The sequence below is a fragment of the Flavobacterium sp. YJ01 genome (assembly GCF_029320955.1).
GTDB lineage: Bacteria > Bacteroidota > Bacteroidia > Flavobacteriales > Flavobacteriaceae > Flavobacterium.
This window is the reverse complement of the sequence record NZ_CP119757.1, coordinates 1,453,032-1,466,530: the sequence shown is the minus strand read 5'-3', so window position 1 is coordinate 1,466,530 and position 13,499 is coordinate 1,453,032. Positions and strand designations below refer to the sequence as shown.

Sequence of the window (13,499 nt, the reverse complement as noted above, 5' to 3'; positions counted from 1 at the left end):
TTTCAGTTCATATAATTCAAGATTCAATCACATGAGTTTTTGAAACGCAAGACAATTGACTGAAAATGTTTGTATTATCACACTTAGGAAGATTATTAAAAGGGCTCTGCAGTATTTAATAAATGCTACATATTGAGCTGTAATATCAAAAGATCTGGACGGATTGATAAAGCTTATAATAATTTTTTAGGCTAATTTTACGTCGAAATAAAATATAACTTTCTTAAAAACAAAAAATTTAAAATATATAATTGCCGGGCCTCAAAAAACGAGTAATTTTATATAAATACAACGATTATGAAAGCAACCAAGGTTCCCGGGCAGCTTATTGATGCACCTTACTATAATAATTTTGTAAAACTTGATTCTGTCAATATTATAGAATCTTGTACGCATATCCGTGACAAGAAAGGTGCCATGTTTTTACAAGATCATATGCTCCTATTTGTACTCGAAGGCACAAAGCATATTACTTATGGAAATAAGACTTACACTATTGAAAAAAACCAAATGGTTCTTTTAAAGAAAAATATAAGTTTTGATTATCATAAGACCGGTAATTTCGAGAACAAGGATTGTTATGATTGTCTGATGTTTTTTTTAAAGGACGAATTTATTTTAGATTTTATAAAAATGACCGAAATAAAAGAGGTGCCTACTGAAGAAATGGCCAGAGTAACAGTCCGAACGGTGCAGGAGCCACTTCGCTCCTTTGTTTTGTCGATCAAGCCTTATTTTAATGATCCAGATAAAATAGATTCTGGTCTGGTTAGATTAAAGATGCTGGAGCTGCTTTATGATCTTGCAAGTACGGACCGAGCATTATTGCTTCAGTTACTGCAGTTAAAGCAGCAGGCTATAAGCGATATTACACAAATCCTTGAAGAGAATTTAACAAGTCCTTTGACTCTTGAAGATTTCGCTTACTTATCTGGCAGAAGTTTATCGAGTTTTAAAAGAGATTTTAGTGCAATATATAAAACAGCCCCAGCAAAATGGATCAGGGAAAAGAGGCTTAACCATGCGCAAAATTTACTAACTGTAACAGAACTGCCCATTACTGATGTTTGTTACGAATCTGGATTTGAGAGTCCTGCGCATTTTTCAAGACTTTATAAAAAGTATTTTGGAGTATCTCCTTCGAGTGCTAGAATTACATCAAAATAATTTATTACATCACCATTTTTTACAATGGCAGATTTAACATCTGCTTTTTCCTTTTTCTTGACATTTTCGGTCCTCAATAATTTAGTATTTATTATCACAGTGCGCATTAGCGGCATGTTATTTTTTTATACCTGTTGATTTTATGAAATTTACAGACACATGTATGAACTGAATTATCATATTATATGGACTTCAGAGACAATCCTCTCTTAATATCATAAAGTAATTTTGTAGCAGCTAAATTACTTTATATGAAAAAAAATAATTCAAGAAGAGAGTTTATTCAGAAGGCTGCACTTGCCGGTACTGGACTTTTTGTTGCTAATAATGTCGCATTTGCAGAAACTATCAATGAGACGCCAATAGCTGAAAAGAAAAATTTGAAATCAAAGGGTTTTGCCGCGAGAGACAGTAGTGGTAAACTTTCCGCATGGGAATTTGAACGCCGTCAGGTAGGTGATGATGAAATTGTAATTGATATTAAATTTTCCGGAGTCTGCCACAGCGATATCCATACGGTGCGTGGAGAGTGGGGCAGTCAGCAGTATCCTCTTGTACCTGGGCACGAAATTGCAGGTATTGTCTCTGCGGTAGGAATTAATGTTCGAGGTTTCAAAGTTGGAGATAAAGCAGGAGTTGGATGTATGGTAGACAGTTGCGGGACCTGCGACAGCTGTATTGAAGGACAAGAGCAGCACTGCGACAAAGGAGCTACCGTGATGACCTACGGAACTGCTAGCAAGCAGTCTCCGACTGGAATAACGCAGGGTGGTTATTCAAATAATATTGTGGTAAAAGAAAGTTTTGCTATAAAAATCCCTGAAAATCTTCCTTTAAAAGAAGCTGCGCCATTGTTGTGTGCTGGCGTTACTACGTATTCTCCATTAATGAAAGTAGAAGTTAACAGTGGTATGAAAATTGGTGTTGCCGGAATAGGCGGCCTTGGACATATGGCAGTTAAAATTGCAGTTTCGAAAGGTGCTGAAGTATTAGCTTTTACTACTTCTTCTGAGAAAGTTGATGATATAAAAGCTTTTGGAGCTAAAGAAGTTGTGGTTGTCGATTCTATCGATAAACTGGCTGCTTACAAAGGGACCTTGGATTTTATGATCAGCAGCATACCCGCGAGCTATGATCTGGGAGCCTATGTTTCTCTAGTAAAACCTGGCGGCACCTACACACAGGTTGGACTGCCTGCCAAAGATCTGTCCTTCAACAATTTTTCCTTTGTAGCTAATGGTGTCAATTTTAATGGTTCACTTATCGGCGGGATTCCAGAAACTCAGGAAGTAATCAATTACTGTGCAATAAAGAAAATATATCCTACTGTTGAGACAATTGATCCTGCTGAAATAAATGAAGTTTATGAAAAGATTATTGCAAAACAGGCTAGATACCGCTACGTAATTGATGCTGAAAAATTCTAAGATTCTATAATAATTAAATTAATAAGTATAATGAAAAATGAAAAATTAGCCTTGATTACCGGGGCGTCTAATGGTATTGGATACGAACTGGCCAAAATATTTGCTCAGAATAATTTTGATTTAATTCTAGTTGCACGAGGCCAGAAAAAGCTAGATGAAACCAAGAAAGAACTTGAAAAATTTAAGGTAAAGGTGCATACATATGCAGCTGACTTAAGCAGTTTCGATGATATTGTTTCATTAAAAAGTTGGAGTACAGATGCGGGCCATCAGATTGATGTATTAGTTTTAAACGCAGGACAGGGTTACGGAGGAGATTTTATACATTCAACACTGCTTGAAAGAGAGCTGGAACTGATCCGTTTAAATGTTGACTCAGTTGTGCATATGTCAAAACTTTTTATCAAAGACATGGTGCAGAAAAACAAGGGTAAGGTTCTTATTACTTCCTCGGTCTCAGGTACGGCTCCTATCCCTTTTGAAGCTGTTTATGGTGCAAGTAAAGCATTTATTAATTCTTTTTTTTATGCACTGCGTAATGAAATCAGAACCAGCAATGTGTCAATGACCCTGCTGATGCCCGGAGCCACTGAGACGAACTTTTTTAAAAATGCAGGACAGGCAGATACAACTGTCGGTTCAATGAAAAAAGACGATCCTGCAGAGGTGGCGCAGAGGGCTTACTACGCATTGATGTCGCATCACGAATATGTCTATGGCAGCGACGATACCGAATACATGGGAGATGTGCTTAACAGGCTGCAGAGTGAGTCGCAGAAGGCACAGAGGCACAGGATTATCTCAGAACCTGAATCCGCAAAAAAATAAAAAGTAACAGCCTTTAAAGAGAAGTAAAATGAATAATATAAAAGATACAGTAACTGTAATCACTGGAGCCTCATCAGGTATTGGGGCTGAAAGTGCTAGATATATAGCCTCACAGGGAGGGATTGTTGTGCTTATAGCACGAAATGAACAAAAGCTGATAAAACTTGCTGATGAAATTACAGCTCAGGGCGGCAGAGCAGTTTACATGACTGCAGATGTAAGCAGTGCAGATGAAATGCAGCATGTGCAAACTTTCTGCAGAGAAAAATATGGAAAAGTAGATAATCTGGTGAACAATGCTGGTTTAATGCTTTTTTCCTACTGGAAAGATGCTGTGCTTGCTGATTGGAATAAAATGGTGGATGTTAATATTAAAGGATATTTAAATGGGATTGCCGCGTTTCTTCCTGGTATGGTTGAGAATAATTCAGGGACAATTGTAAACATGTCTTCGGTTGTCGGCATGCGTACCGGTGAAGGTGCCGGTGTTTACAGTGCTACTAAATTCTTTATTGCCGGGATGACTGAAAGCCTGCGTAAAGAAGTAGGGACAAAACATAATATACAGGTAGCAATGGTAAGTCCAGGTACTATAGATACAGGATGGGCAGACAAAGTTACTGACGAGAACGGAAGCATATTAGCCAAAGAGGTTAATAGCCAGGCTTCTATAAAGTCCTCGGCAATAGCCAGCGCCGTTGTTTTTATTCTTAATCAAGAAAAAGGAACATCTGTTAATGATATTACTGTGGCTCCTACTTCTCAAAATTGGTAGTGAAAATCTTAGATTAATAAATAATAAAGCTCAGACTTCGGGCACTGGAGGGACCTGAGTTATGTTGCGGGTTTTTCGCAATAAATGCAATTTTATTATCTTTCTGATAATATAATTTTATAATGTTAAAAAGTATGAAACTTGTTAATAATATTGAAATTCCTGCTATAGGATACGGTACATGGCAGACCCCCAACGACCAGACTACTGTTCTAGGGGTCACCAAAGCGATCGAAGCGGGCTATCGTCATATTGATACCGCGGCTGTATATGGTAATGAAACAGCTATTGGCAGAGCGCTAAAGCAAAGCAGTGTGGATAGGGAAAGTCTTTTTGTCGCCAGTAAGGTTTGGAATACTGAGCGTGGCTATGAAAAAACAAAGAAGGCATTTCGTAAAACACTTCAGGATCTTCAGCTAGATTATCTGGATCTGTACTTAATCCATTGGCCTGCAGCAGGTCATCAGTTTAGGAACTGGCAGGAGCTAAATCTGTATACCTGGCGTGCCCTTGAAGAATTATGCTCTGAGGGTCTGGTAAAATCAATAGGAGTAAGTAATTTTCTGCCTCACCATCTCCAGCCTTTGATTGATGCGGCAGAAATAAAACCAATGGTTAATCAAATTGAGTATCATCCAGGTTTCAGACAGCAGCAAACAGTGGATTTCTGCAGAATAAATGATATAATTGTCGAGGGATGGAGTCCTCTTGGTACGGGCAGGCTTCTTGAAAACCAAAGTCTGCAGGATATTGCCACCAAATACAACAAGACTGTAGCCCAGCTCTGCATTCGATGGGCATTGCAGAATGAGGTAATTCCGCTTCCAAAATCAATCACACCTAATCGTATAATTGAAAACTTTGAGGTATGGGGATTTGAAATTGATAAAGCAGATATGCAGACAATCGATAAAATGAAGGACATCGGAAGTTCAGGACTCGATCCCGATAAGGTTAACTTTTAAAAAATGAATTTCAATGTAATAATTTAATAGCAGCAGGCACTTCAGCAGCTGCTGTTTTTTTTTCAGCTGGATAATCTTTCATGATTTGCAGCACTTCTTCTAAGTGTGTTTTTATGTGCACGCCATTAGTATAAAAGATACGCCATTGGTGTAATTTCGCTATATTTAATGTGTGATTTCCAGTAAATTTGCATTTAATTCTAGTTTTCAAAAAACAGCGTTGCAGCATTTTTACCGCAAAAAGTAAATGTCTTTCTATTAATAGGAGAAATAATTTAACTTTTTGCGGCATAAAATATGTCAGGTCCACCTGATTTATTTTGTCTTTTTACCTGCTGTTTTATAGCTGATTTCTCCATTCTCAGAAGTAATCTTTTCGTAATAGATGTCGTTAACGCGGTAATAATTTTTACCGTTTATTGAAATTGATTCGGCGCCTTGCGGGAGTTGTGAAATAAATTCGGAATGTTCAAGGCATATTATCTTCTCATCAGGTTTTTCAACTACCTTATAAATATTTGGCTGAATCTGGATGTAGTATACGTCATTCAAATAATAGTAGGATGTCCCTGCGAGAATAAGAGTTGCAAAACCAGGTGGTAAAACATTTACATGAATCCCTACAGGCGGTCTAACAATTGTATAGCCTCCTTGGTAAGGACGGTAATAAATTCCATCAGCATAATGGTAATTTACTCCATTATAAACACTTACTCTGCTGTGAGGAATTGTTTTAGTAACTGTAATTTTTGCTGTTGCCCGGTGCTGAGCATGAACTGTCAGGACTGCTGATAAATTTAGTAATAGAGCGATTAGTGAATTTTTAATTTTCATGATAACGATTTTTATTAATATTTATATTCTTTGATAATAGATTAAGGCTGTCTATCTGCATTTAGATGTCTTTATTATTACAGTTTTTTGAACAATGAACCACTATGAGTTACTGGTTTAGAAACTTAAATGATTTTGTTACTAAGAGCTTTGATACAAAGCAAAAAAAGGCAAATTAAATATTTTGTGAAAAGACAATCTGTTTTAAGCAGGCATATTTAATATTGAAGCGGACAGCTGGTGTTTCTTTTAGACATATTGCGCCCATAAACCTTTATTTTTAATATTTTCAGTTTATAAACGGCCTGTATTCAAAAGAAATTCATGAAATTTGGTTTGAGCACAAATCCAAATCTAATCATACTGGCCTGTTGATTATACTGCAGTAAGTTTTCACCATACCCATGAAAAGCCTGAACCATCATATACAGATTTGAAGTCGGAATTGCTTTGTAAAACAGCTGTGTTTCAATTGATCCTCTCCAGTCCCAGTCAGCTCCTTTTTTTACTATTACCTTTGCGTAAAGTTTTTGAGGAATGAAAATATAAGTGAAAGCAAGATCTCCGTATCCAATGTATTTAGACAGTTTGGGATTATCTGATAACGAGCCGTATGGAATGGTTAGTTTTGCATCAATAATTAATTTTGGACTTACTTCTGCACCCCAGTTAAACGAAATAAAATTCCAGCTTCTTGAAGAGATGCTGTCTTTGCCATTTGACTCATGCTCAAGCATTAAGGAATAATATCCTAATCGTCCTTTTTTATTCATGTAGGGTCTTATAAGGCCAAGGCCGGGATTAAAGTTTATATCGCCGAATGGACTTGATTTCTGATAGACATCCCAAAAAGATTTCTGGGTGTAGGTGAGATAGGAGTATACGTTATCAAATAATGGTTTCTGATTTATTCGATATTTAAAACTTATCTGGAATTTAACATCTGAATTGTTAATTGATGGACCATCTCTGAAAGAAGTACCTGTAATAAAATAATTATCCTTGTGCATACTGAAATTCGGCTGGCTTAAAAAAATAGCAGTTGCCTTTTTTTTTTCGACTGAATCGTTTTGTGCATTTACCCCATTACAGTATAGAAAAAAGAAAAATAGAGATAATAATCTTAAAACTCCCCCTGTATTACAATGCCAAGTACAATTAGCCAGCGAGAAAATGTTTTTTTGAAAATCCAGCACTGATTTTGATAAATGATTTTTATAATCCATGTGAATGTTTCTGAAGGTTATTTTCTTTTTGCAAGGTTTGATGGATTCAGGGTGTATGAAAATCCCATATTAACACCGAATCCAAAAGTGTTAAGACTTCCTGAGCCTCCATTGTTGATATAGTACTTTAAAGGAAGTGCAGCATTTACTTTTAAGCTGGGAGAAAGTCTGTATTCCAGCCCAAAATCATAAAGCAGTGTGATGTATTGGTTTTCGCTGTTTTTTTTTGACACAGAAGTCTGCTTTCTTCTTAATTTAACATCTATCAGGGAATAAAAACCCAGTCCTGCTGAAGAAAAGTATCTCAGAGGCTCTTCATTATTATAATATTTTCTAAAAGTAAGATCGGCGCCGAAAAGAGCATGTGCATTTATGGTATCCCTGCTGACGGTCTGGAGTTTTTCTTTAGTTTTGGTCTTATTGGCGATCGAATAATTTAAATTTAAAACCAGGGCAGTAGTATGGCTGGTGTTTTTTTTTAATGAAATCCCAAGTAAACCTATTGCTGTTTTGTCAATTCCCAGTTTAGCTCCGGTAAGAAAAAAAGGATTATAATTAAATCCTATATCAAAGTTTTTTTTATAGTTAGCCATTTTTACGGCATCTACTTCCTGTGTGGTGTAAACAATAGGCATAAAATAGTTGGTGGTGGTTGTTTTTTTTTTAATCTCTTCTTTTATTTGCTGAAGTTCCAGGTCTTTCGCTGCAATAATTTTAAATTCATATTTCTGCGGGTGCGAATTCACATCATTTTGAGAAAAACCATTTTCTTCGCTAATTAAATAATATGAAGATTTTTCAATACGGTTTACAAAAGAGTTTACATTTATAATCTGCTCATAACAATTAAGAGGGAAGTTATTCTGCTTTTCAATAACGCGGATGTATAAAAAATTATAGTCACTAAAAAGGCCGGAGGATATATATCTGTTATTTAAAGCATGAAATTTAATATCTGCTGCAGATACTTCAACTACTATTACTCCTTTTGGGTTTTTTGCTTTCTTCTCAAAAACTGTTTCGCTGTAACAGACTGTGCCGGGATTATTATATTGATGTACCGTCTGAGCTGCCAAAGGTGAAATACTGATACAAAAAATCAGCAAAAAGAGCAAATTCGATTTAATTTCACAACTGTGTAAAATCTTAATGTTAGGCTTTAATAAATAATTTAAGCTGATGGGTGATTTAAGCATTGGTATAAGTTTCTTTTAAAATGAATCACAACTTGTCAATAGTTTTGAATAATGGAGGCGCAAAAAGTGTTTTCTTTTTGGGCCGCCCGTGTTAAGCCAGTAGAACATATGGTATATATACCGCCGGATTCCAGCTTCATCTGAGTTTTATAATGCGCATTTTTGGATAATCTGCTCTGACGATATTTTATCCAGTAGTATCCATTTTCAACCTCGATAAAAGCGGTTGCCTGTTTATACGCTAACTCTTTGTTTACTTTTAGTCCATTTCCTTGAAGAGTTATTATCTGGCTGTCTCTTGAAAGATTTATAAATCGGATCAGAGATTTTCCTATGGGAGGTGCGGCCCAGGTGTCCTTGAATCCTAAGAAAAATATTTTTTTGGATGAATCTTCCAAAGCAAAAAGGCTCATATTTTCATTTGTATTGAGAGAAAGACTGTTTACAGCTAATACAGATCCATTATCGTTAATGGCAGTGATCCTGTTGGCTCCAATAAATAAACTAAAATAACCTGTGGGGCATGAATATTTCGAAGCTGATTTTTTGAGTTCTTCCGAGTTGAATAAAAAAGACAGATTGCTGGATTTTTGTATTAAATTGGTAAAGTTTACGTGCGGCATTTCAGTACAATCTTGACCGTAATATAAAGCACTATTATAAGCATAGGAATGATATTGTGAGTTATTTGAACAAGAGTACGATATCATGCAAAAAAGAAAATAAGTTAACCTGTATTTAGTAAAAAAAATATTCATGTTTCATTTCGCATTATTCAATTTTTTGTAAGCTCTATTAATTATTGTATATTGAATTACATCAATTAATGCAGTTTTAGCGGTGAACATTAATTGTTTAAACTTAAATTTTTAGGCATTAATATTTTAAGAAAATATCAGTGGTTTGTGTTTTTAATACTATAAAGTGTTAGTATTAAGAGACCACTGATATTATTCTGCTGATAAAAAGTTTAAAACTTCTTAAAGCAGTTACTCCTGAGCTTCGGGAGTGAGCTGTTTTTTCGGACTCGGAGGCAGCAGTATAATTCCTATATTAAAAAAGCCTCCTGATTCAGAATCGAATTTGTGTTTGCTGCCGGCCAGATCTTCAAACTGATACATACGCATGGTGCTGATTCCTCCCGAAGCTTCAATCAATAAAGTTTTTGTAAGCTGGTAATTAACAAACGGGCCTATGTTGGCTCGTGCATAATTGAACCGGTCCATTTCAGTATCACTTGAAAAACTTTTTGAGCTTGCATTAAAGTTCGCCCCGTTTACTGCTGCCCTGAAACCAAGCCCGATTTTGTTCTCCGGGCCGGTCTGGTAAACGTAATTGGCAAATATCGGCAGATAGATATTCAATGCATGCCTGTCTTTTTTGTATTGGTACTGAATACTTGGAAACAGCAGCGGTTTTCCAAACCGCATGGTATATATTAATCCTGCCCCTCCAATTACATTATCGTTAAATTTCTTGGTAACCATGGCATTTCCCTGAACAATAAAATCATGCCAGGAAAGTTTATCTTTAAAATCACTGGCCAGTGTTGGAGAGAGGCGGCCTATGAATGTCCATTTTTCATTAAACCGGTAAATGTAGGTAAAGGAATAACTTATTTTATGAAATGTCATCTCGTTTTTTGAAGATAGGGCATCATTGTAAATGGCAGTTTCTACAATTCCGTACTGAAGCCCGTTAACTAAAATAGTTTTCTTGTCCTGGAGCATTTTAGGAAAACTTACAAAGGCACCTGCTTCGCTGAAAGCGGCTTTATTTCCGCCGGCATCATCTTTGAATTTCACTTTGGGATAACTTAAGAATTCTAATCCTGCAAGTTTTAGGTCTTGTGCCCTGCTCTGAAAACAGAGCAGTAACAGACTTATCGATACTATTTGTTTTATTGACTTTGTCATATTGTTATTCATTATTAATATATTTCACAGCTGTATAACAGCATGCTGTAAACTCATTGTTTATTAGAAATTCCTATCGGGATGTTTTGAATTTGATTTGAACCGCACTATCAATTTTTCTACAATCATATATACAGCAGGAACAAGAAACAGCGTGAGTAAAAAAGAACTTGTAAGTCCCCCGATCAGAACCCATGCCATCCCGTTTTTGAATTCAGAACCTGGACTTTGAGAAAGTGCCAGGGGAAGCATTCCTAATATCATTGCGAAAGTTGTCATAATAATTGGACGAAGCCTTTCTTTCCCTGCCTCTATTAAGGCCTCTTTGGCGCTGAAGCCTTTCTCTTTAAGATGATTGGCAAAGTCCACGATAAGAATGCCATTTTTAGTTACAAGTCCCAACAGCATAATTATTCCTATAATAGTAAAAATGGTCAGCTGGTTCATTGTCAGGGCTATGGCAAGCAGCGCTCCAATCAGGGCTACAGGCACCGAAAAAATAACCACAAAAGGGTAGACCAGACTTTCATAAAGACTTACCATTACCATATATACAAGAAGTATGGCTATGATCAATGCAATACCTAAACTCATAAAGGCATCTTTTTGATTTTTGGAGTCCCCTTGAAAATCCACTTCGATACCGGCAGGATAGCCAGCCTTATGCACAGCTGCCTGAATATCCTGTACAATGGTTCCCGAAGGACGTCCAACGGCTGCGGAAGTTATTGTTATAGAATTTTGTCTGTCACTTCTCTGCAGGATCGACTGTCCCACTACTTCTTCTACATCAGCAACCTGCCAGAGTTTTATTAACTGCCCCTTACTGCCGTTTAGAGAAAGATTTCTGATCGCTTCAATATCCTGCTTGTCGGTCTGGCTGATTTCTACATTTATTTTATAGATATTATCTCCCTGCATGAATTCTGTATCGTCATTTCCGTTAAAGGCCAGCTGGATGCTCTGGGCAACGTCAGGAAGAGTAAGTCCCAGTTTTGCTATGCGATCTCTCTGCGGAGTTATTTTAATCTGTTTTACAGTTCCTTTGGTGCTGTAACGCACGTAATCAGTCCCAGCTGTCTGCATTACAACTTGTTTAATTTTTGCGGCTGCGCTGTAAAGACTGTTAATATCGGTTCCTTTTACAACAACCTGGATCGGTGCATTTACACCTCCTGTGATGCTTGTTGGAATTACAGTTACCTGAAGTCCTGGTATCTTCTCAATTTCATTTCTGGCCGTGACTCCAAATTGATCCGCTGTAAAATCACGTTTAGTTTTATCAATGAGCGTTACTGAAAGTTCCGCAAGGTTTTCGCCGTCCCCTTTTGCTCCTGTCTGGGTTCCGACCAGCGTATAAACATTTTTGACCTCTGGGTGTTTCAGCATCAGCTGCTCGGCCTGCTTTACAAGGAGGTTAGTCTGGCGAATCGGGGTATCTGCAGCTGTTTCCAATTGTATGGCCAGTTCGCCACGGTCGCTGTCCCCCGCAAAAGATGATCCTATAAATCCTGAAGGAACAAGAGAAACGGAACCGGCAATTAATAATATAACCAGTATAAATAGATAACGTTTGTTTTGCAGCACCCATTTCAGAAGCTCACCATAGGTGTTTTTAAAATTTTCAAGCAGATTCTCAAAACCAAGGATTATGCGTCCCCATAATGTCTGCTTTGTCAGATGTTCGAGTCGGGCAAAGCGTGAAGCCATCAGCGGTGTTAAAGTGAAGGCTACCAATAAACTCATTAGTGTGGAAACCACCACCACAACAGCAAATTCTCGTAGTATTCCTCCGATAAGACCTCCTGCAAAAGCCATTGGCAGGAACACCACTACGTCTACAAGTGTAATGGCCAGAGCTGTAAATCCAATTTCATTACGGCCGTCAAGTGCTGCTTGTTCTTTTTTCTTGCCCATTTCCATATGTCGGAAGATATTTTCCAAAACCACTATACTGTCATCCACCAGGATTCCAATCACTAATGAAAGTGCTAAGAGGGTCATAAGATTTAATGAAAATCCCATAGCGTACATGACAATGAATGTAGGGATCATCGCTGAGGGTATAGCGACCATTACAAAGAAGGAACTTCGCAGACTGTGCAGAAACAGCAGCATGACCAGACCAACAATGATCACGGCCATAAACAGGTCATGCATCACTGCATCTGCCGAACTGAGCGTATATATGGACTGATCTGAAGCAATCTCATAATTAAATCCTTGTGCTTTATAAGTTTTTTTTAGCTCATTGAGCTTGTCTTTTACCTGCTGGCTTACATCTACGGCATTCGCATCATTGGTTTTGAATATCTGTATGCCGACTCCCGGTTTATTATTCATACGGTTCAGCGTAGTTGTTTTCTGCTGCGCATCGCTAACTGCCGCTACATCAGATAGTAATACACGGCTTCCCGAACCATTGTCCTTGAGTACAATCTCCGATAATGGACTTACCTGCTTATAGTCGCCGTTGATGGTAATGGATAAATTCTCTTTTTCACCCGATATGTTTCCTCCGGGTATGGAAATACTGTTGGCAGCAACAGTCTGAAAAACTTGTTTTGCAGATAGGCCATACATTTGGAGTTTACTGTTATCCAGCAGAATTTTTATTTCTCTTGGCTGTCCACCTATGATATTGATCTGACCTACACCCTTTACACTGCTCAGCTTTGGCTTTATGTCCTTGTCAATTAAAAGATAGAGGTCCTTTGAAGAGATGTTCCCTGTTGCAGAAATATTCAATATGGCAAAATTATCGGTGCTCAGACGGTTGACCACAGGGTCATCAATGTTATCGGGCAGTGTAGATTTTATTTGATTGATAGCTCTTTCAATGTCCTGCTGCGCCTGGACATCTGAAACCCCAGATTTCAGGGCAACCTGAATCGAAGATACATTTTGAAGTGAGCTTGAGGTTACCCTGTCAATTCCTTCTACAGTACTTACTGCTTCTTCAATTGGTTTGGAAATTTTATTTTGGATTTCCTCAGGGGATGCCCCGGGAAGCACAGTTCTAATACTGATATTACCTGTTTCAAAGGTAGGCAGCAGATTGTAATTCAGGCTGGTGTAACCTAAAATCCCAAAGAGTATAAGCGCTGTAAACGCGGTAATTATAAGCAGGGGACGTTTTATGGATAGTTCTGTTAATGTCATTGC

12 protein-coding genes are annotated in these 13,499 nt (G+C 37.5%); 5 read left to right on the top strand and 7 right to left on the bottom strand.

Translation table 11 applies throughout. From position 1 onward, the window contains the following. Positions 1 to 297: 297 nt before the first annotated feature. The 5 genes from P0R33_RS06520 to P0R33_RS06500 all read left to right on the top strand — a co-directional run bounded on the left by P0R33_RS06520 (position 298) and on the right by P0R33_RS06500 (position 5,162). Entirely contained in the window at positions 298 to 1,167 is an 870-nt protein-coding gene (locus tag P0R33_RS06520) for an AraC family transcriptional regulator (RefSeq protein WP_276174762.1), read from the top strand. Positions 1,168 to 1,418: 251 nt separating this feature from the next. Further along, on the top strand, positions 1,419 to 2,594 hold the full coding sequence (locus tag P0R33_RS06515) for an NAD(P)-dependent alcohol dehydrogenase (RefSeq protein WP_276174761.1): 1,176 nt from the start codon (positions 1,419 to 1,421) through the stop codon (positions 2,592 to 2,594). 30 nt (positions 2,595 to 2,624) lie between these two features. Next, positions 2,625 to 3,422 (top strand): SDR family NAD(P)-dependent oxidoreductase, encoded by a 798-nt coding sequence (locus tag P0R33_RS06510; protein ID WP_276174760.1) that lies wholly within the window; start codon positions 2,625 to 2,627, stop codon positions 3,420 to 3,422. 28 nt (positions 3,423 to 3,450) lie between these two features. After that, positions 3,451 to 4,197, top strand: coding sequence for an SDR family oxidoreductase (locus P0R33_RS06505; RefSeq protein ID WP_276174759.1), 747 nt, complete (start codon positions 3,451 to 3,453; stop codon positions 4,195 to 4,197). A gap of 134 nt (positions 4,198 to 4,331) precedes the next feature. Then, the gene (locus P0R33_RS06500; protein ID WP_276174758.1) at positions 4,332 to 5,162 is read left to right on the top strand and encodes an aldo/keto reductase; all 831 of its coding nucleotides are present in this window, start codon (positions 4,332 to 4,334) and stop codon (positions 5,160 to 5,162) included. A 10-nt stretch (positions 5,163 to 5,172) separates the two neighbouring features. Here the strand turns inward: P0R33_RS06500 and P0R33_RS06495 are convergent, their stop codons facing one another. The 7 genes from P0R33_RS06495 to P0R33_RS06465 all read right to left on the bottom strand — a co-directional run bounded on the left by P0R33_RS06495 (position 5,173) and on the right by P0R33_RS06465 (position 13,496). After that, complete coding sequence (locus P0R33_RS06495) at positions 5,173 to 5,454, bottom strand: hypothetical protein (protein WP_276174757.1); 282 nt, start codon at positions 5,452 to 5,454, stop codon at positions 5,173 to 5,175. 23 nt (positions 5,455 to 5,477) lie between these two features. Further along, positions 5,478 to 5,996: a DUF6515 family protein gene (locus P0R33_RS06490; protein WP_276174756.1), complete on the bottom strand. Its 519-nt coding sequence runs from the start codon at positions 5,994 to 5,996 to the stop codon at positions 5,478 to 5,480. A gap of 311 nt (positions 5,997 to 6,307) precedes the next feature. Next, positions 6,308 to 7,222, bottom strand: coding sequence for a phospholipase A (locus P0R33_RS06485; RefSeq protein WP_276174755.1), 915 nt, complete (start codon positions 7,220 to 7,222; stop codon positions 6,308 to 6,310). A 17-nt stretch (positions 7,223 to 7,239) separates the two neighbouring features. Beyond that, on the bottom strand, positions 7,240 to 8,328 hold the full coding sequence (locus P0R33_RS06480; RefSeq protein ID WP_276174754.1) for a hypothetical protein: 1,089 nt from the start codon (positions 8,326 to 8,328) through the stop codon (positions 7,240 to 7,242). Between the two features lie 125 nt (positions 8,329 to 8,453). After that, entirely contained in the window at positions 8,454 to 9,128 is a 675-nt protein-coding gene (locus P0R33_RS06475) for a DUF4397 domain-containing protein (RefSeq protein WP_276174753.1), read from the bottom strand. Between the two features lie 279 nt (positions 9,129 to 9,407). Then, positions 9,408 to 10,334: a DUF6268 family outer membrane beta-barrel protein gene (locus tag P0R33_RS06470; RefSeq protein ID WP_276174752.1), complete on the bottom strand. Its 927-nt coding sequence runs from the start codon at positions 10,332 to 10,334 to the stop codon at positions 9,408 to 9,410. Positions 10,335 to 10,397: 63 nt separating this feature from the next. Next, the gene (locus tag P0R33_RS06465; RefSeq protein WP_276174751.1) at positions 10,398 to 13,496 is read right to left on the bottom strand and encodes an efflux RND transporter permease subunit; all 3,099 of its coding nucleotides are present in this window, start codon (positions 13,494 to 13,496) and stop codon (positions 10,398 to 10,400) included. Positions 13,497 to 13,499 lie beyond the last annotated feature (3 nt).

Bases quoted from the DNA above. Each gene is read 5' to 3' on its own strand.
- P0R33_RS06520 (WP_276174762.1), top strand. From the start codon at position 298: ATGAAAGCAACCAAGGTTCCCGGGCAGCTTATTGATGCACCTTACTAT.
- P0R33_RS06515 (WP_276174761.1), top strand. From the start codon at position 1,419: ATGAAAAAAAATAATTCAAGAAGAGAGTTTATTCAGAAGGCTGCACTT.
- P0R33_RS06510 (WP_276174760.1), top strand. From the start codon at position 2,625: ATGAAAAATGAAAAATTAGCCTTGATTACCGGGGCGTCTAATGGTATT.
- P0R33_RS06505 (WP_276174759.1), top strand. From the start codon at position 3,451: ATGAATAATATAAAAGATACAGTAACTGTAATCACTGGAGCCTCATCA.
- P0R33_RS06500 (WP_276174758.1), top strand. From the start codon at position 4,332: ATGAAACTTGTTAATAATATTGAAATTCCTGCTATAGGATACGGTACA.
- P0R33_RS06495 (WP_276174757.1), bottom strand. From the start codon at position 5,454: ATGCCGCAAAAAGTTAAATTATTTCTCCTATTAATAGAAAGACATTTA.
- P0R33_RS06490 (WP_276174756.1), bottom strand. From the start codon at position 5,996: ATGAAAATTAAAAATTCACTAATCGCTCTATTACTAAATTTATCAGCA.
- P0R33_RS06485 (WP_276174755.1), bottom strand. From the start codon at position 7,222: ATGGATTATAAAAATCATTTATCAAAATCAGTGCTGGATTTTCAAAAA.
- P0R33_RS06475 (WP_276174753.1), bottom strand. From the start codon at position 9,128: ATGATATCGTACTCTTGTTCAAATAACTCACAATATCATTCCTATGCT.
- P0R33_RS06470 (WP_276174752.1), bottom strand. From the start codon at position 10,334: ATGACAAAGTCAATAAAACAAATAGTATCGATAAGTCTGTTACTGCTC.
- P0R33_RS06465 (WP_276174751.1), bottom strand. From the start codon at position 13,496: ATGACATTAACAGAACTATCCATAAAACGTCCCCTGCTTATAATTACC.